At 45.7% G+C, this 21,439-nt stretch carries 17 protein-coding genes; 10 read left to right on the forward strand and 7 right to left on the reverse strand.

The features are described from left to right. Positions 1–132 precede the first annotated feature (132 nt). From CRG97_RS15110 to CRG97_RS15140, 7 genes are all read left to right on the forward strand, one after another. Positions 133–1,488 (forward strand): amino acid permease, encoded by a 1,356-nt coding sequence (locus tag CRG97_RS15110; protein WP_098744335.1) that lies wholly within the window; start codon positions 133–135, stop codon positions 1,486–1,488. Positions 1,489–1,787: 299 nt separating this feature from the next. Then, complete coding sequence (locus CRG97_RS15115) at positions 1,788–2,462, forward strand: response regulator transcription factor (RefSeq protein ID WP_098744338.1); 675 nt, start codon at positions 1,788–1,790, stop codon at positions 2,460–2,462. Beyond that, positions 2,459–3,826 (forward strand): sensor histidine kinase, encoded by a 1,368-nt coding sequence (locus tag CRG97_RS15120; protein ID WP_098744341.1) that lies wholly within the window; start codon positions 2,459–2,461, stop codon positions 3,824–3,826. The genes CRG97_RS15115 and CRG97_RS15120 overlap by 4 nt, the downstream gene beginning before the upstream one ends. Positions 3,827–4,047: 221 nt before the next feature. Continuing rightward, positions 4,048–5,037: an alpha/beta fold hydrolase gene (locus CRG97_RS15125; RefSeq protein ID WP_098744344.1), complete on the forward strand. Its 990-nt coding sequence runs from the start codon at positions 4,048–4,050 to the stop codon at positions 5,035–5,037. Positions 5,038–5,198: 161 nt separating this feature from the next. Beyond that, on the forward strand, positions 5,199–6,179 hold the full coding sequence (locus tag CRG97_RS15130) for an alpha/beta hydrolase (RefSeq protein WP_098744346.1): 981 nt from the start codon (positions 5,199–5,201) through the stop codon (positions 6,177–6,179). 130 nt (positions 6,180–6,309) lie between these two features. Further along, positions 6,310–7,764 (forward strand): alpha/beta hydrolase family protein, encoded by a 1,455-nt coding sequence (locus CRG97_RS15135; RefSeq protein ID WP_098744349.1) that lies wholly within the window; start codon positions 6,310–6,312, stop codon positions 7,762–7,764. Positions 7,765–8,309: 545 nt separating this feature from the next. Beyond that, complete coding sequence (locus CRG97_RS15140; protein WP_098744352.1) at positions 8,310–9,179, forward strand: GNAT family N-acetyltransferase; 870 nt, start codon at positions 8,310–8,312, stop codon at positions 9,177–9,179. A 255-nt stretch (positions 9,180–9,434) separates the two neighbouring features. Here CRG97_RS15140 and CRG97_RS15145 read toward each other — a convergent pair whose 3' ends face one another. After that, positions 9,435–10,490: a hypothetical protein gene (locus CRG97_RS15145; RefSeq protein WP_202618932.1), complete on the reverse strand. Its 1,056-nt coding sequence runs from the start codon at positions 10,488–10,490 to the stop codon at positions 9,435–9,437. Then, positions 10,480–11,055, reverse strand: a complete 576-nt coding sequence (locus CRG97_RS15150) for a sigma-70 family RNA polymerase sigma factor (protein ID WP_098744358.1) — start codon at positions 11,053–11,055, stop codon at positions 10,480–10,482. Before CRG97_RS15150 ends, CRG97_RS15145 begins: the two co-directional genes overlap by 11 nt. A 226-nt stretch (positions 11,056–11,281) precedes the next feature. Here CRG97_RS15150 and CRG97_RS15155 point away from each other — a divergent pair, with 226 nt between their 5' ends. Together CRG97_RS15155 and CRG97_RS15160 are read left to right on the forward strand one after the other, a co-directional pair. Further along, positions 11,282–12,028: a hypothetical protein gene (locus CRG97_RS15155; protein WP_098744361.1), complete on the forward strand. Its 747-nt coding sequence runs from the start codon at positions 11,282–11,284 to the stop codon at positions 12,026–12,028. A gap of 228 nt (positions 12,029–12,256) precedes the next feature. Continuing rightward, a complete protein-coding gene (locus tag CRG97_RS15160) occupies positions 12,257–15,775 on the forward strand; it encodes a discoidin domain-containing protein (RefSeq protein WP_098744364.1) in 3,519 nt (1,172 codons plus the stop codon). Positions 15,776–15,862: 87 nt separating this feature from the next. Here the strand turns inward: CRG97_RS15160 and CRG97_RS15165 are convergent, their stop codons facing one another. The 5 genes from CRG97_RS15165 to CRG97_RS15185 form a co-directional block, all read right to left on the reverse strand. After that, positions 15,863–16,045 carry a DUF2524 domain-containing protein gene (locus CRG97_RS15165; RefSeq protein WP_098744366.1) on the reverse strand — a complete coding sequence of 61 codons (183 nt, stop codon included), beginning with the start codon at positions 16,043–16,045 and terminating at the stop codon, positions 15,863–15,865. 76 nt (positions 16,046–16,121) lie between these two features. Further along, positions 16,122–16,925: a phosphonate ABC transporter, permease protein PhnE gene (gene phnE / locus CRG97_RS15170; protein WP_098744369.1), complete on the reverse strand. Its 804-nt coding sequence runs from the start codon at positions 16,923–16,925 to the stop codon at positions 16,122–16,124. Further along, positions 16,922–17,746, reverse strand: a complete 825-nt coding sequence (gene phnE, locus CRG97_RS15175; protein WP_098744371.1) for a phosphonate ABC transporter, permease protein PhnE — start codon at positions 17,744–17,746, stop codon at positions 16,922–16,924. The genes phnE (CRG97_RS15170) and phnE (CRG97_RS15175) overlap by 4 nt, the downstream gene beginning before the upstream one ends. Beyond that, entirely contained in the window at positions 17,743–18,516 is a 774-nt protein-coding gene (phnC, locus tag CRG97_RS15180; protein ID WP_098744374.1) for a phosphonate ABC transporter ATP-binding protein, read from the reverse strand. Before phnC ends, phnE (CRG97_RS15175) begins: the two co-directional genes overlap by 4 nt. A 20-nt stretch (positions 18,517–18,536) precedes the next feature. After that, positions 18,537–19,526, reverse strand: a complete 990-nt coding sequence (locus tag CRG97_RS15185) for a phosphate/phosphite/phosphonate ABC transporter substrate-binding protein (RefSeq protein WP_098744377.1) — start codon at positions 19,524–19,526, stop codon at positions 18,537–18,539. A 176-nt stretch (positions 19,527–19,702) separates the two neighbouring features. Here CRG97_RS15185 and CRG97_RS15190 point away from each other — a divergent pair, with 176 nt between their 5' ends. Then, complete coding sequence (locus tag CRG97_RS15190) at positions 19,703–21,307, forward strand: bifunctional metallophosphatase/5'-nucleotidase (protein ID WP_098744380.1); 1,605 nt, start codon at positions 19,703–19,705, stop codon at positions 21,305–21,307. Positions 21,308–21,439: the final 132 nt, after the last annotated feature.

A 21,439-nucleotide genomic window follows, 5' to 3' on the forward strand; every position in this document is an offset into this window, starting at 1 on the left:
TATTAAAGAATAAGAGGCATTAGAGCTATCGTACTTCCTCATTCACTTTGCGAATTTCTTAAGTTGTTTCCTTAGCCGAAAAGGTTATACTTATCAATAGGTTAATTTGAAAGTCATCAGGGGGATATGTGAATGGCAAAACAGGATGAAGTTTCATTACAGAAGAAATTGAGGCCAAGGCATATCAGCTTTATGGCGATGGGCGGTGTAATCGGCACCGGGATATTTAAAGGAAGTGCCGAGACGATCAGTCTCGCCGGTCCGGGCGTTATTTTCTCTTATATCTTTGCGGGACTGCTTCTTCTGGTCGTTATGGGAGCGATGACGGAAATGGCTACGGTGTATCCGGGCCGCAATATGAAGGATTTTGTTCGCGAAGCCTTTGGTAAGCGGGTTTCTTTTGTCATGGGCTGGATGTATTGTTTCATGTGGCTGTCGGTATGCGTGATTGAAGTGATTGCGGCAGGCAGCTTTCTGCAATACTGGTTTCCGGAGGTTCCGCTGTGGCTGCTAAGCCTTGCAAGTGCGGCGCTCATTATTTTAATCAATATGATGAGTGTTGGAAGTTTTGGCGAAGTGGAATTCTGGCTTGCCGGAATAAAAATCGCCATGATTATTAGTTTTATTGTGCTGGGAAGTTTTCTGATGTTTGGCATTATTCCGAGTTCGGACACCCCGTACCTTCAAAATTTCACTGCTCACGGCGGGTTTTTGCCAAACGGATGGTTTGCCATATTCTCAGCTCTGCTTGTCGTTACCTTTTCGTATGGAGGCTCCGAACTGATAGGTCTCACATTAACTGAGACCGAAAATGCGGAGAAAATCCTGCCTAAAGTCGTACGCAACTTTATATTAAGGGTGATTTTGTTCTTTACGCTGCCGCTCCTGATTATTTGCGGATTGATTCCATGGAACCAGCTGGGGGGAGAGTCAAGTCCTTTCGTTCAGGTATTGTCCGCTACGGGATTGCAGGGAGCGGCCCACATCATGAATTTCATATTGGTAACGGCCGTGCTGTCTGCAGCTAACTCCGGTATCTATGGTGCGACGCGCATGATCTATTCCATGGCAGCTGCCGGGGAGGCTCCAAGGAGCTTGGCCAAGACCACGAGCAAAGGCATTCCGCTTAATACGCTGAAACTTTGCGCTATCATTCTTTTGGCAGGTTCACTGCTGGGACTGATCGCGCAAGACCAGTTGTTTCGGGTCCTGATGGCGGTTCCGGGCTTCGTTGTGGTGCTGGTATGGATCTGTATTTGTTTCTCCCAGCTGAAGCTTCGCAAAGCTTATCCGGTGCAGCCCAGCTTTAAGGTATGGGGCTTCCCCTATGTAACTGCGTTTACTGCGCTTTGTCTATCGGTGATCACGGTCCTCTTCCTCATCGATGGACAGAATCGGGTCAGCATCAGCGTATGTCTGTCCGTTCTGCTGTTATTGGTTGCCTGGTCCATCATGAAATTCAAAAAAGAAGCAGAAACGCATAACTGAGTGGAATATACGAAAGAGAAGGCGGCAGGGGAATCAATCCTCTGTCGCCTTTTCCATGCGTGTGAACAAGTTTGCGTGATGCGGCGATGCTCCTTAACCTATAGCAAATTGTTAATTAACTGAAACGAAATGGAATCAGCGGCTGTTTCTACGGAAGCAGCCGCTGATTTGTGCAGGGAAGAAGCATTCGAGGTGCATTCAATGATTATCCCGGGTATGATGATTAGGTAGTATGAGAGTAATTCATTATACTTATAGTATAATGGTTACTTCAATATGAGATGGGAAAGAGGGAACGAATGCCTACTATACTGGTTGCTGACGATGATGCGAACATCCGCGAACTCGTCTGTTTGTTTCTACGCAACGACGGATTCGTAACAGTCGAAGCCGCAGACGGCAAGGAAGCACTGGACGTCTACACTTCAACCCATGTCGATCTTGTCGTGCTTGATATTATGATGCCGATCATGGATGGTTGGACGTTATGCAAGGAGCTTCGAAGAGCCAATCCTGATCTACCGTTACTTATGCTGACTGCGAGAGGCGAAACATGGGAGAAAGTGAAAGGTTTCGAACTTGGAACGGACGATTATTTGACGAAACCATTCGATCCGTTAGAGTTAACGGTGCGTGTCAGAGCATTACTGAAACGATACAAAATTGGCTCCACGCAGACGATCCAATTCGGGAACGTCATCCTTGATCGACAGACCTATAAGGTGATGAGAGGGACAGAGTCGCTTACGCTGCCGCTCAAGGAGTTCGAATTGCTATATAAGCTTGCTGGTACACCCGGACAAGTCTATACGCGCGAGCAATTGATCGATCAAATTTGGGGGATTGATTATGCTGGGGATGATCGAACCGTAGATGTACATATCAAACGTTTGCGCGAACGGTTTGCGGCTACACCTGATTTTCGGATCGAAACGGTTCGTGGGCTTGGCTACCGGCTCGAGGTTCACGAATGATTAGATCTTTATATATCCGTGTGGTCCTGACATTTCTAGTCTCCGTCATCGCGGGCACGATCATTTCTTTTTTTATGTCTACCTGGATATTTGAGGACAAATTGAATGAGAACGCTCAAATCAACTTACGTAACTTCGGCCAAGATGTCGTACAAATTTACAAGACCCTTCCCTTACGCGAAGCAGAATCATTCGTTAGTGGAATGAAGCAACTGGATTCCTACTATATTCGAATTTACGATGCAACGGGTCAGTTCCAGTCTTACGGAAAGCTTAACGGACATAAATTGGCCGCGGTGACGGAAGAGCGACTGAAGAAAGTGTTAGACGGAGGTGTTGTCCAGGACAATCCGAACGGTATTGCTACAGTTCTCTTAGGTTTGCCGGTGAAAACAGAAATGGGAACGAAAGCGATGTTTTTGGAGACGCTCGCTCCACCTTCTGCCACTTTTGTCGCCCAGTGGGGATTGATCTTTGCGACCTGTTCGTTGATTGCAGGAAGCTTATTAATTCTCGTTGCCTCGGTATTCCTAGTCAGACCAATCAAAAAGCTGACAAAAGCGACCAAGCGTATCGCATCTGGAGATTTCAACGTCAAGCTGAATATTAAGCAAGTGAGTGAGCTCGGTACGCTGGCCCGCAGCTTCGAAGAAATGATGCACGATCTACAGCAACTTGAGCAGATGCGCAGGGAATTCGTAACGAATGTGTCGCACGAGGTTCAGTCTCCGCTCACCTCGATATCCGGTTATGCTCTAGCACTTAAGCAAGTAGACCTCTCAGATCACGAACGAAGCCGTTATCTGGATATTATCATCGCGGAAGCGCAGCGGATGTCCAAAATGAGTGATAGCCTGCTCAAGCTGAGCATGCTTGAATCACAGTCACAGCAACCTCGACTTAGCACACTCAGCCTGGATGAACAGATCAGGCGCGTCATTGTAACTCTCCAACCACAATGGTCTGCTCGCAACATTCACTTTGAGCTTGATCTCCAAGCCGTTAAAGTCTTGGCTGATCACGACCAGTTGAACCAGGTATGGACGAATATTCTCAGCAATGGCATCAAATTTTCCAAGGATGGTGGCGTGATTCACGTCAGCACCAAGCAGGATATCAAGAATGTGACTATTCGAATCTCCGACACAGGTATTGGTATCCCTCTTGAAGACCAGAAGCGCATATTCGAACGATTTTTCAAGTCGGATCGTTCCCACAGTCGCAAGTATGACGGCAGTGGTATGGGACTTGCCATCGTTAAACAGATTGTATCGCTTCATCAAGGGGACATCCGAGTAGAAAGTGAACCAGGTCAAGGAACAACCTTTATTGTCACGTTGCCAATCACTCCACCAACGGAATAATTAGGCTTACAGGATAAGGTGGATGTATAGAATGTCCATCGGATTGTCTAAACCGTATTTTCATGCCACGTTTCACATGCAAGCTTTCTTGTATGTGAAACGTGGCATTTTTTTGTTAGTTCATACTCCGTTCATATTGTCGTCATGGTGAGGACATCTTGGTTGGTTAGGCTTGCATTAACGGCTTGTTACGGCCATTAACCAGATGAGGACAGGAGCAGATGTGTGTGACAAAAGAAAGAGAGAAGAAAAAATGGGGTGGAACCAAATCGAGGAAAGTATTAAACATTTTGCTTAAAGTATTAGGTGCAATCGTTATAGCTATCCTACTTTTTGTTGCCGCCGTGTATACCGTTAACAAAATCAGCAGTCATTCGGAGCAGAAGAGATTGGAACCTTATGGTCAGCATGTATCTGTAGATGGGAATCAGATGAATGTCACCATTCAAGGAAAAGGCGAAGAAACAGTCGTGATTTTACCCGGCTTTGGAACGGCATCGCCAGCACTTGATTTTAAACCGCTTATTTCAGAGTTATCCCCATATTATAAAGTCGTCGTCGTAGAGCCTTTTGGTTACGGATTGAGCGATCAGACCGAAAAGGAACGCAGCACGGCAAATATCGTAAGTGAGATTCATGAAGCTTTACAGAGTCTCCATATTGATCGTTATATCCTTATGGGCCATTCCATTTCCGGGATCTATAGCCTGGATTATGTGAACAAATATCCAAATGAAGTACGTGCATTTGTTGGACTGGATAGCAGTGTGCCAGCGCTGAGTGAACAAAAGATTGATTCGTCAGATACACAACCGATTAAATGGTTCCGCAACTTAGGTTTCGCCCGAGTACAACTGAAACTGAGTGCTGACCTTTATGAAGGACTACCTTATGATGAACAAACGAAAGAACAATTGAACATTCTGATACGCAAAAACATGTATAATACCACTCAATTAAATGAGGCAGAGAGCATGTATTCCAACTTTAAAGCAGCTGGAAGGCTAACGTTCCCTGTAAATCTTCCTGTACTGTTCTTTGTTCAGGCGAATCATCCGGGAACGGATCAATGGATTCCCGAGCATGAGAAGCTAATAAAGGACTCTGTACATGGAGAAATGGTGCTGCTTGAAGCCAATCATTATTTATATCGTTCCCATTCCAAAGAAATCGCTGAAAAATTCATGAGTTTTATGGGAGGAATCCAATAATTCCTTCATGTACAAGCTCCCGTACATAACGCCGCAACATTTTCGTGCTTGTTCATATTCAGTTCATATTGACGTCACGGGGAGTACATTTTCATGGGTTAAGATTTCATTAGCAGCAAAGAAGAAAGCCGAACAACAGTTCAAGACAGGAGAAGATGAGAGTGACACAACCAGAGGAAAAGAAAGCGAAGAATGGATCGAGGGCCAAGAAAGTACGAAACATGATACTTAAAATACTGGGAGCAATCGTAATCGCCATTGTTCTGTTTCTAGGTATTGTTTATATCACGAATGTGATCAGTACAAATTCAGAGGCGAAAAAGATAGAGCCTTATGGTCAGCACGTATCCGTAGACGGCAAAAATATGAATGTGCTCATTCAAGGAGAAGGCAAAGAAACAATCGTGCTGATTCCAGGTTTTGGAACAGCTGCACCAGCGCTTGATTTTAAGCTGCTCATCGACGAGCTATCTCCATATTACAAAGTGGTAGCGGTTGAGCCTTTCGGTTATGGCTTAAGTGACGGAACGGAAAAAGAACGAACCACAGAGAATATCGTAAGTGAAGTTCATGAAGCTCTACAGCAGCTTAATATTGACAAATACATGCTCATGGGCCACTCTATTGCAGGCATTTACGGCATTGATTATGTGAACAAATATCCGGATGAGGTAACTGCATTCATCGGAATTGATAGCAGTGTTCCAACACAACCGGGTATGGATGCCAAATTTCCTATAAAAATGTTCAATTTCCTTAAAAAATCAGGTCTCCAAAGATTGGTAGTCAAATTTAGTGGTGACCCGTACGCTGAACTCCCTTTTGATGATCACACCGTAGAGCAGATGAAAATGCTGTCGAATAAAAACTCGAACAGTTCCACGACATTGAATGAGATGGAGCATATCTCTTCCAATTTCAAGGCAGCTCAAGGTTTAACTTTCCCTAAAGACCTTCCACTTCTTCTCCTTATTCAAGCGAATAATGAAGGTGTAAAAGAATGGATACCACTGCACGAAGGACAGATCAAAGATTCTGTACATGGAAAAGTAATAACTATGGATGGCGAACATTACTTGCACCATACGTTATTTAAAGAAATAGCTGAAGACGTTAGAGCATTTATGAACGAAGCGAAGTAACTATCCAGTAAAAATTTACTCGTGATTTTACAGATGTATATAAATGAATATGAAAAGCCGTCCTGTGGGACGGTTTTTCCATAGTATGTCCACTCCGGCCGATGTACGTGATGAAAGAGAGGAATTCAAAATGAGATTATTTGAAGTACTTTTAGTTCTATCCTGTTTCGCTTTACTCGTCGATCTATTGTTTATTAAAAGAAGTGCAAAGAAAACAGGAGTGGGTTTGGGTATAGGAAGTAGCGTTATATTCGTAGTTCAATTGTTAGTTGAGGGATACAGATGGCAGTTGCTTTTGGTATATATCATGACGGCGCTATTCATACTTATCGTTATATTCAGACATTCCGAAAAGATGGTGAATCTAAAAATAGGGAAGTTGTTGAAATATAGTTTATCTTCCTTAATCGTCATTCTACTTGTGATATCTACTGGCTTGTCTGTGTACTTACCTGTCTTTCATTTGCCGAAGCCGGATGGTCCAGAGAAAGTGGGTACTCAAACCTTTCATTTTACGGATCAGAACAGAGATGAAGTCTTAACTGAAGATCAAAGTGATAAGAGAGAACTAATGGTTCAAGTATGGTATCCTACTGAAAACATTAATAACAACAAGCGTGACACGCTGTTTCCAAAAGATAAAGAGAGGTTCAGAAAGTATATTCAGAGCTTCGCTACTTCTTTAAAACTGCCTGAATTTGTGCTCGACTACTGGAAGTATAGTCAAACCAACTCTTATGAAAATGTAGAAATATTACCTTCTGCAAGTCCTTATCCCGTGGTACTACTATCTCATGGAATGGGAACCAGTAGAGTTCTACAAGCATCACAGGCCGAGAATCTGGCCAGTCATGGGTTTATCGTAGTCACAATCGATCATACGTATAGCACCTTTGCTACCCTTTTTCCGGATGGCCGTGTAACGGGCTATACAACAAAGATGACAACCATAGATGAGCGCAGAGAAATTGGGGATATATGGACAAAAGACGTGGAGTTTGTAATCAATCAAATCGAAAAGCTGAATTCAGGTGCAATTGAAAGTCAATTCAAAGGGAAAATTGATTTAAATAACATAGGCGCGATGGGGCATTCTTTTGGGGGGGCAACCGCGTTTAATGCAACGTATTTAGATCACAGAATCAAGGCCGGGGTTAATATGGACGGGTCACTGAATGAAGTAGAAAATAGAGATGATATAAACAAGCCGTTTATGTTCATGAGATCGGGAAGCTTTAAAGACTGGTTAGTCAATTTTGAAAATGATAGAAATTCGGATAACGAAGTAAATAAATTTCTTTCAGATGAGCTGCACATTATGAAAAATGTTATCGAACATGGGGGAAATGTGATTTATGTAGAAGGAACCCAGCACTTCAATTTCACGGACCTTCAATTCTATTCGGAGTTGGTTAAACTGACCGGGATCACAGGAGACATCAATGGTAAAAGAGGATCAAGCATCATAAATCAATATGTACTCGATTTCTTTAATAAGCAACTGAAAGGAACGGGCGGAAATCTGATTCAGGGACCGAGCGACATGTATCCAGAGGTGAAATTTATAGAGCAGGGAGACCTCTAACCGATCATGTCCGACGGAGTAGAGTGACGCTGTAGCATTTTTTGCTTGTTCATATTCGGTTCATGGTCGAGAGCGTTAGCGGCATGGGTTTTACAGCATGTATACACAAATATTTTACAGATCCGCTGGACATGAAGCATACCAAAACTCCACAGGATCTGAAGTTGGCCGGAATCTACTCCCCTCTGTAACCAAATTCAAAGAAATAGCTGAAAACTTTAGAGAATTTATGAAAGAAGTAAAAGGAGTACCGCCAACCATTTAACGTTATCTTAACTATCCATAACGGATGACTTTACAGTATTCAATGTAAAGTTATCCGTTTTTTTGTTTCTTTAAAGACTATTTAACCACACTATTTTTTGAGTTATTAAAATTACGTAGTATGATCTATGATAAAATTTGATAATCAAAAAATTCCCTGTTTTATTTCGGTTTTACTTATTGTGCTATCGGTTTAGGTTAGTGGAAGAAAATAGTGAAACATAGAATGATAATATCAAATTAAAAAGAAACAAAATATTTATTATGAGGGAGTACTTCAAATGAGTGTATACAAAAAACCGAAAAATAATTTAGTAGCACTTGAAGAACGGGATATACCTGGGTTAATTGCACTTTCAGCTACAGTTGGATGGGATTATGATGAACATGAAATTCAAACAGTAATGTCATCTGGTAAAGTTTACGGACACAAGAATATGGAGGGGGAAATTGTATCCAGTGCAGCAATTATTCCGTACGGGTCAGGCCTAGCATCTATTGGTATGGTCATTGTTCATCCGGATTACAGGGGTAAAGGGCTTGGAAGAAAAGTAACACAAAAATGTTTAGATTCTGTTTCAGACGATACCACGGTTATGTTAATTGCGACAGATGAAGGAAAACCAATGTATGAGAGCATGGGGTTTTGTTTGATGGATTGTGTTCATAAATATCTTTGTGACAGCTATCTTTCGATAGAGCAAAACAATAATTTAGATTTGGAAATAACTCATATGCATGAAGAGAATTTACCTCAAATTGTGAGGTTAGATAAGAATGCATTTGGTGAGGAAAGAAAGACTTTTCTTATCCATCGAATTAAGCAGGCAAAAGAAGCACTTGTCGTCAAAGGTTCCGATGGAACGATCATAGGGTTTGCCTTGTCTGTTTTAGGACCTATTAATCTAATTTTAGGACCTATTGTAGCCCCTAATGATCATATAGCATCTTTATTAATTGATAAATTGGCTAATAATCATCAAGGTAAGTTAAGAATCGATGTTCCATCAGGGAATGAGGCTTTTATGTCTCATTTGGAAAAGTATGGTTTCACAAAAGTAGGTCAACCTCCTATAATGATTAAAAATTCAAAGCAATTACCATCACGTAATAAAGCATTATATGGAATAGCTGCACAGATTTTTGGATAACTTTGATATTCAACGAACGGGTGCGTTATTAATTAACACATTATAAATGGTTAAACTTTATTTAAACCAATATTACATTGAATACATGTGAATGATGTGGGAACCGTTGATATTTCAATTGTTCTCACATCAAAGTTAAGATAATTAACGAAAAATACGCTTAGGATGATCGATAGTTAAAAAGCCGGGTTTTCCTACTTTAAGGAATCCGGCTTTTTAGTATTATTCAACGGCTTTTGAAGCCCTGTCAACTCGTTATTTCTTTGATGGTGTTACCGTTTTGTATTCAATAACTTGTAATACTTTTGGTTCAATAGCTTTTAACATTTGCTCATTTGAAAGGTTGCTTTTAGGAACATCGCCATTAGCTTCACCTTGCATTTGTAAATCAACCTGTGTTTTTGCAATGACATCTATTACTTGCTGCTTCGAGACATGTTTAGCTGTTGCAATCTCCACTACAGATTTACCTTTTGCTAATTCTTGTTTTAATTCGGTTGCGCTCATGTTAAGTAAAGAAAACAGTTTATCATCGTTTAAATAGGCATCTGCAAAATAATCAGGTTTACCATTAGAAGAGAAGAAACCTTCTACTTTAGCGTTTGAAGATACAGTCTCGCCTCCAATCAGTGAAACACTGATTGAATTGCCTTGGACGAATACCTGGTAGAGCGGTGTTTTGGATCCCTTTTGGGAGTAGTTCAGCATCAACGTTTTTTGATCCGGGTTCTCCATTTGCTCCATAGCAAACTCATACTCTTCGATATTGCCATACATTTTATTTATGAGAAGATCAACCTTCGATTTGATGTCCTGATCGGTTAAAGCAGTGAGTGGCTTCTCCTTAGGCTCCCAATTCTCTTGAATCACGTGTTCAACCTCACCCGTCGTACTGTTTGTATGAAGGGTGATTTTTTTGCCGATTCCCCCTTTTTCCTGGAGGATGATGCTGGTTTGGACACCTTGAACGTTGCTTGCCTCGATAATCTCAAACGATTTTGTTTCAGGAAATGCGCGATACAGCTTCTCAAGTGTTGCTTTGCCAACCTCATCCGTCTTGACTTGTTCAGCCGTCATCGGTATTCTAGTCAGCATTTCAATCAGAGTAGGTGCCGCAAATGCTGCGGTTGGAATCAAAATCGCAGTTGTAACGATTCCAGCAATTAGTCGTTTTTTCATAGGTTTCCCGCTCCTTTTTTGTTGCAAATATTGTGAATAGGATCGTGCTATTCGGTTGGAAATTGCCGGTGGGCAATCTATCGTTTCTGCTTCTTTGTGCAGATGTTCACGGATATTGCGTTCAATAGTCATTGATCTCTTCCATCCTTTCTGGGGGGAGATTCCATATGTTTTTTCGAAGTGCCTGGAGGCCCGCATGATATCTGGACTTGACTGTACCCACTGGAATTTCGAGCAATGTCGCGATTTCCTCCAGCGTATAGTCGTGAAAAAAGCGGAGGATCATCACCGTTCGCTGTTTATCAGTCAATTTTTGCATTCCCTCCGATATCATTTGGTTCGTGCCGTCCATCAACACAGATGGTTGATCCCAATGCGACTCTTCCCGAGAGAAGGAACGGATGCGTTCAAAAATTCGGAATCTCCGCCAGCGCTTGACCCGAAATCTCTGCACTTGACGGATGACCAAGCCGTGCAGCCAGAAATGGAAAGGTCGATTCGTATCGTAATTGGCAAGTGACGTCCACATTTGCATATAAATCTCATTCATGACATCTTCCCGATCCTGCTGATGATCCACCAGAAAGGAAACGGTTCGGTAGACGTCCTGATAGGTGGCATCATACATCGTATGAAACGCCTGTTGATCACCGTCTTTCATTTGTTTGAGTAATTCGTACATATAATCACTTTGCATTCAGAGGGCCCTCCTGGGTAAGCAGCTTACACCCTATATTGTCTCTCGATCACAAAAAGGTTCGGTGTTTTATTTATTTTTTTCGAGAACGAGTAGGACAACCAGGCTACTTAACTATTATACAGTCCGGTTACATTCGACTATTCAGCTAGGTGTTAATGTCACGAAAGCCTTGATCGGTATTGTTATATATATTGAAAAAAGAAACCACAAGGAGAAATGACCTATGAACAAAAGTATGAAAATAACGGTTGCTGCGCTAAGCGGTGTATTGATGCTGGGCGCCATGAATATTGCCGCGGAGGCAGCACCAGGTAAATCTGCAAGTACGGCAGCCGCTGTGAGCAAAGTGGCACAACTGGAAAAGGAGGAAATAGCCAGAATTAGTAAATTGCTTGAGGAGAATCCGAATGACTCTTATATGGTATACGTAAGCAATGAACTGACCAATGGAAAAGGTCTAGAGACTTTCGCTATGGGGAACATTCATCCAGAGTACAATACCTATGATGATTATTGGAAGAAAGCCTCTACTTTAAAAGAACCGGTACTGAAAGAGTCGAATAAACTGCCAGAGAATTATAGCTTTGTATCGGGGGAAATACTCGGTCCATACAGCAGTGAATATCATAATGAATTGAAGGCAGAAGCTAAAAAGCTGAAAAAGCAAGTTCATTCCAAAAAAGTGAATTGGACGAATTCAAGCATGATTTCATTACAATATAAGAACGGAACCGATTATGTTAAATTCCAAAGCACACGACTTGATCCGAAAGATAAGAAGCAGAAAGGGTATACCTATATAACTGCTGAGGAAGTGAAAAAGAAACATCCCAAGCTTGGTAAGGAATTTATAACCAACACGCTTTCCTGGATCGAAAATGGCAAGTCATTCAGCATCTCAACCAATCCGGGTAATCCGTTGACAGAAGAAGACCTGATTAAAATGGCTAAAACGGCGGTCAAAAAGTAAAAAAAATAACCATATTAAGTTTTAAATTGATATAGAATACAAATATAAAAGGTTTTGAGTGAAATAGGGTGCAAGTAGGAAAAAAATCTTCCTACTTGCACCTTTTTGTAATATTATAGAAATGTTCATATAAAGTAAGCGTTTACTTTGGAGGTTGCGCATTGAAAAGGAGGGGTGAATTCAGAATTAATACGTATATTTCAATACTAGATAATATGGAGGGAACTGATGAAGAAAACCGTTTATATCAAGATCGTTTGTCTACTGTTGAGTTTGGTTGTAGGGATGACTTCGGCATTTGTGGCAGTTCAACCTGCAAGCGCACAGGCGAAGACGAAACAAGAGAGCGGGAATGTTGAAAGCAGCGATACTGGCGCAATCATAACCTTTCCTGACAATAAGAATGACACGCCACCAAGCGTTACAGATGTCGTGTATGACAAGGACGGCACTATAATGCCCAATGGACAATCGGATGATGAAGCGGCTCGCCTCCTTGCAGAGGCAACATTCAGCGGGACGAATCTTGCCCTGAATGCTCCAGCTTTTTCATCGGGTAATGAAGTGGATTATTTGACGCCTGACTTGGCGGTTGACGGCAAGGGCAATACAAGATGGTCCTCGGCTATAGAAGACGATCAGTGGTTCTATGTTGATCTGGGCGAGAAGAAATCGTTCGACCGAGTGGTCATTCGCTGGCAAACTCCAGCCGATACATACAAGATTCTTGTGTCGGATGACGCTCAGACCTGGGTCAATGTCAAGGACAATGACGGAATTATCCAAAGCAAGGGAGGAGTGGAAACCGTCGATTTCCCTTCGCTTGAGGCTCGTTACGTAAAATTCCAGGGCATTAAGCGAGCGCCTGTCGAAGGAACGCTGTACGGCTATTCTTTTTATGAATTTGAAGTGTATCAGTTGAATGATTTGCAATCTGTAATCGATAAGGTTGCGGGTGTTCTGAACGTGCAAGCCGGACAAACCAAGCTGGATTGGTCTGCAGCAGAGGTGCCGGTTGGATACAGTGTAAGTGTATATGGAAGCGACAGGCTCCCTGTCGTTGACCTCGAAGGAAATATCCGTACGCCGCTTGTAGACGCCAAGGTGAATCTGATCATCCAAGTGGAGGATCTGAACCAACCGGATCGGAAACTACTATCGGACAATATGACCGTCATCGTTCCGGGCTTGCATGAGCAAACACCGGATCGCAATGCCGAGCCGGATGTCATCCCTTCACTGCGTGAGTGGTATGGAGACTCTGGCAATTACACATTAACCGAATCCTCGCGCATTGTGGTGGATCCGAAGGATGAATCGGTATTGCGCAAGGCAGCGGAGATCACACGCGATGATCTGTTGGATCTCACAGGCTATGAGCTGGAAGTGACAGCAGGGCAGCCGCGAACCGGTGATCTCTACCTAGCTATTGATCCGTCCTTGTCCTGGCTTGGGGATGAAGGGAATGTGTTCAAGGTGAGCGAGTACGTTTCAATTACCTCATCTTCGGCGACAGGATCCTTCTTCGGCACGAGAACGGCGCTCCAAATCATCAAGCAGAACGAGGATCGCACGATTCCGCGCGGGGAAGCGAGGGATTACCCGAAGTATGAGAAGCGGGGACTTATGATCGACGTTGCCCGCAAATATTTTACGATCGATTTCCTGCGGGACTATGTAAAGCAGTTGTCTTGGTACAAAATGAATATGTTTCAAATCCACTTGAACGATGATGTAGGGACTCCGTTCGCGGATGGAACGACGGCAGCATATCGCTTGGAGAGCACCATGTATCCCGGACTTGCAAGCGGGAACGGGCACTACACGAAGCAAGAATTCAAGGAGCTGCAATGGATGGCTATGGATTATGGCATCAACGTGGTTCCGGAAATTGATACGCCTGGACATTCCCGCGCATTCACTTCCTATAATCCGGCACTCGGGGATGAGCGGGGATTGGATATTTCCAAGCCCGAAACGGTGGAATTTGTCAAAAGCTTGTTCAATGAATACTTGGATGGAAGCGATCCGACCTTTGTCGGGCCTGAAGTGCACATCGGCACGGATGAATACTGGGGACCGGATATCGAGCGATTCCGTTGGTACATGGACACCCTTGTGAAGCATATCAATAGCAAGGGCAAGCATCCGATCATGTGGGGAGGCTTGACCATGTACAACGGGACCACACCGATCAGTAATGATGCAACGATGGGAATCTGGTATGAACCGTATGGTGCACCGCAGCAGGCCGTGGATCTCGGTTATGACGTCATCAACTCCCAAAATGTCTTTTTGTATATCGTGCCTACGCTCTATGGGAATTACTTGAACTCGCAATTCCTATATAACGAGTGGGAGCCGAACAAATGGGAGAACACAACGCTACCGCTTGGCCATCCGCGCGTGAAGGGCGGCATGTTCTCGATGTGGAATGACTTGTCCGATGCGAACAGCGTATCCATGGACGATGCGCATATCCGTTTAATGCCTGGAATCCAGGTGGTCGCAGAGAAGATGTGGACCGGAACGAGAGACGACAAGTCCTTCTCCCAATTCGAACAGCGGACGAAGATTCTTGGCGATGCGCCGAATGCTGACCGTTCTCACAAAATTACAGTGAACAATCAAGATCATCTGGTCATGAAATATTTGTTCGAGCAAAGCTTCAAAGATGATTCAGGCAACGGCTTTGACGGAAAAGGCGTCAATGTCGATATAACGGGCGGCAAGTACCAGCAGGGTGTTCGCTTCAATGGAGGAAAGAGTTATATCGAAACGCCGGTGGATGCGATTGGGTTCGGGTGGACCGCCTCCATGTGGATTAAGCCCGACAAGAACAATCCCGATGATGCCGTATTGATGGAATCGCCTGCAGGAACTTTGAAGCTGAAGCAAGGTAAGACTGGAAAGCTCGGATTTACCAAGGAGCATTATGACAGTACCTTTAACTATGTTGTCCCGGAAGATAAGTGGACGCATATTTTGCTGAAGGGCGATGACAAAGGCGTATCGCTATTCGTCAATCTTGACGAATATGTTGAACGGCTGGAAATGCAATATCCGAAAATGCACACGCTCGTCCTGCCTACGCTGCGAATCGGCAGCGAGACGAACGCGTTTAAGGGTGTACTGGATAATGTTGTCATCCACAACAAAGCGATCGAGCTGTTGAGCACGGAAAATCTTGCGCTTCACAAGTCGGCGGAGTCCTCGGAAACGGAATTCCCTTATTATTCTCCTGATATGGCCGTGGATGGCAATGAATCGACCCGCTGGTCCAGTGCGTATGTCGATGATGCCTGGTTCCTCGTGGATTTGGGAGAGAACAAGGAAATCAATAAAGTCACTATAAAGTGGCAAGGCGCTTACGCGGAGAAATATCAGATTCTGGTTTCGGGTGACAAGACGAACTGGGAGAATATTTCCGGCGAAGGCGGCGTCATCGAGTCGAAGGGAACACTGGACATTCTGGAGTTCGACACCAAGCAAGCCCGATATGTGAAGTTCCAAGGCGTGAAGAGGGCAACCGTCTTCGGCAACTCGTTCTTTGAGTTTGAGGTGTATTCACCGGGGAACATCCCTGAATATAAGGACCTGCTTGCCAAGATGGAGTTCCTTCTCACGAAGGTGAATGAAAATTCAAAGCTGCATCAATTACTGCTTCAGGTATTGAATCGCTATCCATATGACGCGAATCGTCCGATTGATCCTATGAAGACATTAATCAAGCAGATTGAGGAGTAATAGCAAAACTAAAAAAACCTCGTATCCTTCACGGATACGGGGTTTTTTAATCATGGAGGGATCTCTAAAAAGAGGTTGGATTGAACGTTAATGGTTAATATCGCACTTGTTCATTATGAAGGAGATTTGATTCTCCAATCGGTTGAGTTGTTCCTGTGTTTCTTGGTCTTCAGCACCCTGTTCCCGCAGAGCGGCAAGTTCTTGCTTAAGCTGATGGAGATCGTCGCTGGCTTTCGCGCAGTTATAGTCGCTTTCCAAATTGTCGAGCATCATGGTTCCTCCTTGGTTGTATGATGTGGTTCTTCACTAGTATGGAGGATACTTCCAAAGTTATTCACGGCCGCGGTTAAACGAGCTTTTTTCGAATCGCGCCTGAAATCAAGTCGGTCAAGGTAATCATGACGATAATCCCGAGCAAAATAATGCCGACGCGGTCCCAATTCCGTGAGCTCAGCGCGAAAATAAGCGGTGTCCCGATGCCACCTGCGCCGATGACGCCGAGGATGGTGGCGGAGCGGAGGTTGATTTCGAAGCGGTAGAGGATATACGACAAAAAACCGGGCAGTACCTGTGGCACAACGGCGAACCGGACAATTTGCAGCCGAGTCGCACCAGCAGCGATCAGCGCTTCGGTCGGGCCCGTATCGATCTGCTCCACCTCTTCGGAGAACAGTTTGCCGAGCATGCCTACTGAATGCAGACCGAGTGCCAGCACGCCTGCAAAAGAACCGGGGCCTACCGCCTTGATGAACAATAGCGCCATTACGATTTCAGGAAAGACGCGGATGAGGCTGAGCAGCACTTTGCCTGATCCGGAGGCGAATATGGACCCGGTCATGTTGGCTGCGGCCCAGAAAGCGAACGGGATACAGATGACAGCCGAGATGATCGTCCCCAAAATGGAAATCGCCAAGGTATCCAGCAAGCCACGCAGCAAATCCTCACCGTCTGGTAAATAAACAAAATCCCAATCGGGTGAAAACAGGCCGGAGAAGATAGCTTTTGTCACCTGACCTGCCGTTTCTTTAATGCCAGAGTACGGGATCCCCGAGAAAGCCCAAACATAAACGATCGCCAGCACGACGTAGATAAGCCAGCGGAGACGGCTTTTTTTCGGTTGGGGAACGATGTCGTTCCATGATTTGCTCATAACAATTTCTCCCGCAATTTCGTACTAAGATAGTCGATCATCAGGACGACAATCAGGGTGAAGATGATGATCAAGCATGTCTTGTCGTACTCAAAAAATCCGAGCGTCACTTCATAATAATGACCGATCCCGCCAGCTCCCACCAGACCGAGCACGGCAGCGGCACGAACATTGATTTCGAACGTGTACAGCGTATAAGAAGCGAAATGTGCCCGAATCTGCGGGACTGCACCGTATACGATCAGCTGCGGGAGATTTGCCCCGGCAGCGGTCATCGCCTCCAGCGGGCCAGGGTCTATCGCTTCCAGTGCTTCATAGGTGAGTTTAGCAATCAGACCCAGTGAAAAGACGGATAGGGCAAAAATCCCCGGTAACGGGCCCAGCCCCAATATCGCGACAAAAAAAGCGGCAAGCAAAAGGTCAGGAATGGTCCGGATCAAGTTCAGCAGGAAGCGAACAGGATAGGTGATCCACCGGCTTTTGACCAAATTGCCTGCACACAGCAGCGCAACAGGAACCGCCAGGATGGCCCCGAGCGTCGTGCCGATCAGCGCCATGCGTATCGTCTCCAGCATCGCCTCCCAAATGTTGTCGAGATAGCTCCATTTCGGCGGGAACATTTCCCGCAGCAGGTCAAGCATGTTCGGCAGTCCTTCCACAAGCTCCTTGAAGGTAGCGTCCGTCTGCAGCGCACTACCCCAGACGAGAAGCAGCAGTAAAGCCGCTGTCATGTAATGCTTCAGTTTGCCCGGCGGTTTCGGGCGAGGAGGGGGAGCCTGAGCTGATTGCTTGAATGGCGCCGTTTCCAGTTCCATCTTCATACAGCCGTTTCCTCCAATAGCTCATCCTTGCCGAATGGCCGCCCGTATATTTCCGTAAACCGTTCGTCCGTCGCTTCCGATACCGATCCATCAAAGACAACCTCCCCGGCACGCAATCCGATAATCCGTGTAGCATACTGCCGGGCCAGATCGATCGAATGCAGATTCACGATCGTCGTAATTTCGGATTCCGTGTTAATCCGTTTGAGATCATCCATGACCTGTTTCGTGGTCAAAGGATCGAGGGAAGCAACCGGCTCGTCCGCCAGTATGATCTTGGCCTCCTGCGCGAGCACTCGTGCAATCGCGACCCGCTGCTGCTGTCCGCCGGACAGCTCATCGGCACGGGCATACGCCTTCTGGACAATGCCTACCCGGTCCAGCGCCTGAAAGGCCAGATCCACATCGTCCTTCGGAAATCGGCCAAGCAGGGTGAGCAGGGTGGAGTGGTATCCGACGCGTCCTGCGAGCACATTGCGGAGTACGGAAGAGCGCTTCACAAGATTGAAGCTCTGAAAAATCATGCCGATGTTCCTTCTGATGCGGCGCAGTTCTTTGCCCTTGGCCGCTGTAATCGATTTACCGTCGATCACGATTTCGCCTTCGGTAATGTCGTGAAGCCGGTTCATCGACCGCAGCAGGGTCGACTTCCCGGCGCCGGACAGCCCGACGATCGCCACGAATTCGCCGCGGCCGATCGTCAGATTGATATGGTTCAGTCCTTTGGTTCCATTAGCGTAAGTTTTCGAAACGTTGCGAATTTCAATCATGGCACCCAGTCCCTTATCATTTACTCTGTCTTTACCTTTTCGCCGTATTCACGGACAATCTCAAATTGAGTGTCATCCGATTTTACATATCCTTCGTGGGTGTAAATTTCGGAAATGATCTTGTGGCCTTCTTCGTCCTGGCCGATCTCGATAAATGCATTCTGCAGCTTCTGGGTCCATTCTGCACTCATATCGGAACGTACGCTGATCGTATCGTTTGGAATTTTCTCCGTATAGGTCAGTACGCGCGTATCTTCAAACACGGTTGGATAATCGGTCTTAACGACATTTCGGGCATCCTGGAAAATGGCTGCTGCATGGACATCGCCGTTCAACACGGCAAGGACAGCTTGGTCATGACCTTTAACCGTAATCGGCTCGACGTCCTTCAACGGGTCGATTCCGTTATCCATCAGAACCGCGGCCGGCCATACATAACCGGCAGAGGAAGACACGTTTTGGTAGGCGATTTTTTTGCCCTTCAGGTCGGCAACGGATTGGATGGCGGAATCCTTTTTCACGATCATCATCGCCTTGTAGAAATCCACAAGCTCATCCGTAGGCTCACCCGTTTCATCCTTGACGCCAAAGCGTTGGGCCTGCAGAATAACCTCAGCTGCGCCTTTCTCCTTGGCAAGAACATACGCGGTTGGCGGCAGGAAGCCGACGTCTACTTTTTTGGAAGCCATCGCTTCAACAATCGTGTTATAGTCAGTTGATACGCTGACCTGTACGGGGATTCTGATTTTGTCGGACAGCAGCTTTTCAAGCGGCTTGGCTTTGGCTTCAAGCGTGTCGGCATTCTGGGAAGGAACAAATTGGACGGTCAGTTTTTCAGGGACATACCCGGTTGATTCTGTATTCGTGCTGCTGCCTGTGCTTGTGCCTTGCGAGTTCTCCTGGCCGGCGTTTGCCGCGGCTTTGCCGCCGGTGTCGGTATTACTGCCGCATCCGCTGATGACAGCGAAGGACAATAACAGGGGCATCGTGAATTTCATCCATTTTTTCAAAGCAATGACCTCCATTTTATAAGTTAATGATATGTCTTACCTGCTCCACTATACGGAGAGAGTGTTAATGGCCTGTCAATGAAATGATAACTTTTTGTAAAGACATGGAATTTTAATATAAAACTGCATTTCGGTTGATAGAATGGCTTGAAGAAGATATGAACAGGAGAGATGGTATGAATTCGACGAATAAAATGACGATTGCCGTGCTGGCTACCAGTGACATACACGGGCATCTGTACCCAACGGATTACCGGACTCAGGACGAACGGAATATGGGGCTCGGCAAGCTGGCGTCCCTGATCCGTGAAGAGCGGCGTATACATCCGGACCTGCTGCTCATCGATAATGGAGATTTGATTCAAGGCTCTCCGCTGGCTTCCTATGCAGTAAAAAGAGGAACTGATATCCACCCTATGATTAGTGCGCTGAATGAGCTGGGTTATGATGCAGCCGTTCCGGGTAACCATGAGTTTAATTATGGTATAGAGACGCTCAGAAAAGCGGTGCGGGATTCCCGGTTTCCTTGGCTGTCTGCTGGTATCCGGTTGCAGGATAGAAGGGAGCACGCCCTCGGAAAGCCCTATTTAATCAAGCACATCGGTGGCATCCGTGTGGCGGTGGTGGGTGTGACGACGCACTACATTCCGAACTGGGAGAATCCGTCCCACATTCAGGGTCTCGAATTCCAGGATGCCTTGGAAACCGTGAAGGAATGGGTGCCGCGCATCCGTCTGGAGGAGCAGCCCGATGTGATGATCGTGGTTTACCACGGCGGATTTGAGCGGGATATAGAAACCGGTGAACCGGCGGAGAGCATTACCGGGGAAAACCAGGCTTACGCCATATGTGCCGAGGTAGAAGGTATTGATGTGCTCATCACCGGGCATCAGCATCGGCTGCTTGCAGGGCAGGTGCACGGAGTGACGGTGGTCCAACCCGGCTTCAGCGGACAGGCCATTGGCAAGATCAGCTTGGATCTGATCAGAGAACAGGAACGCTGGATTATCGCGGATAAGCGGGCCGAGTTACTGCGACCGGAGACAGGGACAATAGCCGATACGGTGTTGCTCGCTTCCAGCCGGGATATAGAAGACCGGACCCAGGCATGGCTCGACGAGCCGATCGGACGGGTAGAGGGTGACATGAGCATGAACGATTCTTTCGCCTGTCGTCTAGAGGAGCATCCCTTTATTGAGTTCATCCATCGCGTGCAAATGGAATATGCGGGAGTCAATGTATCCTGCACGGCATTGCTAAGTGAAGATTCCAAGGGCTTTGGAGAGATTATTACAAGGCGGGATATCCTTACGAATTTCATGTATCCGAATACGCTGGTCGTTCTGCGTCTGACCGGGCGCGACATTCGGGACGCGCTGGAACAGACAGCCTGTTATTTTACGGTCGGCCCGAACGGGACCCCTGCCGTGAACCCGGCATATGTGGAACCGAAAGCGCAGCACTATAATTACGACATGTGGGAAGGCATTGAATATACAATAAACCTTGCAGAGCCCCCAGGATCTAGGGTCAGCAGGCTGAAATATAACGGCGCCGACTTGCCGGGCGAGATGGAGCTGGATGTGGTCATGAACAGCTACCGGGCAAGAGGCGGAGGGGATTACAGCATGTTCCAGGGGAAAGTAGTGATTCGGGAGATTCTGATCGACAGCGCGGAGTTAGTGGAACAGTATATCTCGGAGCGCGGAAACATCGCGGCTGTGTGTAATCACAATTGGGAAATTGTCATAGAGAGGAAATTGCTTGATGACAATTGTTAACTTAAGGAGAGGATTTAAATCTATAATACGGTCTAACGGAACTGTCCTTACCATCGCGGCTTGCGCACTAATTTATTTAGCCCTCTTGACTTTATACCTAACTAGAGAGTTTATACTCAAACCAACAAATCA

The sequence above is a fragment of the Paenibacillus sp. EZ-K15 genome, assembly GCF_002573715.1.
Taxonomy (GTDB): Bacteria; Bacillota; Bacilli; order Paenibacillales; family Paenibacillaceae; genus Paenibacillus_AQ.

Bases quoted from the DNA above. Each gene is read 5' to 3' on its own strand.
- CRG97_RS15120 (WP_098744341.1), top strand. From the start codon at position 2,459: ATGATTAGATCTTTATATATCCGTGTGGTCCTGACATTTCTAGTCTCC.
- CRG97_RS15110 (WP_098744335.1), top strand. From the start codon at position 133: ATGGCAAAACAGGATGAAGTTTCATTACAGAAGAAATTGAGGCCAAGG.
- CRG97_RS15155 (WP_098744361.1), top strand. From the start codon at position 11,282: ATGAACAAAAGTATGAAAATAACGGTTGCTGCGCTAAGCGGTGTATTG.
- CRG97_RS15150 (WP_098744358.1), bottom strand. From the start codon at position 11,055: ATGCAAAGTGATTATATGTACGAATTACTCAAACAAATGAAAGACGGT.
- phnC (WP_098744374.1), bottom strand. From the start codon at position 18,516: ATGATTGAAATTCGCAACGTTTCGAAAACTTACGCTAATGGAACCAAA.
- phnE (WP_098744369.1), bottom strand. From the start codon at position 16,925: ATGAGCAAATCATGGAACGACATCGTTCCCCAACCGAAAAAAAGCCGT.
- phnE (WP_098744371.1), bottom strand. From the start codon at position 17,746: ATGAAGATGGAACTGGAAACGGCGCCATTCAAGCAATCAGCTCAGGCT.
- CRG97_RS15190 (WP_098744380.1), top strand. From the start codon at position 19,703: ATGAATTCGACGAATAAAATGACGATTGCCGTGCTGGCTACCAGTGAC.
- CRG97_RS15165 (WP_098744366.1), bottom strand. From the start codon at position 16,045: ATGCTCGACAATTTGGAAAGCGACTATAACTGCGCGAAAGCCAGCGAC.
- CRG97_RS15125 (WP_098744344.1), top strand. From the start codon at position 4,048: ATGTGTGTGACAAAAGAAAGAGAGAAGAAAAAATGGGGTGGAACCAAA.
- CRG97_RS15135 (WP_098744349.1), top strand. From the start codon at position 6,310: ATGAGATTATTTGAAGTACTTTTAGTTCTATCCTGTTTCGCTTTACTC.
- CRG97_RS15140 (WP_098744352.1), top strand. From the start codon at position 8,310: ATGAGTGTATACAAAAAACCGAAAAATAATTTAGTAGCACTTGAAGAA.
- CRG97_RS15160 (WP_098744364.1), top strand. From the start codon at position 12,257: ATGAAGAAAACCGTTTATATCAAGATCGTTTGTCTACTGTTGAGTTTG.
- CRG97_RS15115 (WP_098744338.1), top strand. From the start codon at position 1,788: ATGCCTACTATACTGGTTGCTGACGATGATGCGAACATCCGCGAACTC.
- CRG97_RS15145 (WP_202618932.1), bottom strand. From the start codon at position 10,490: ATGACTATTGAACGCAATATCCGTGAACATCTGCACAAAGAAGCAGAA.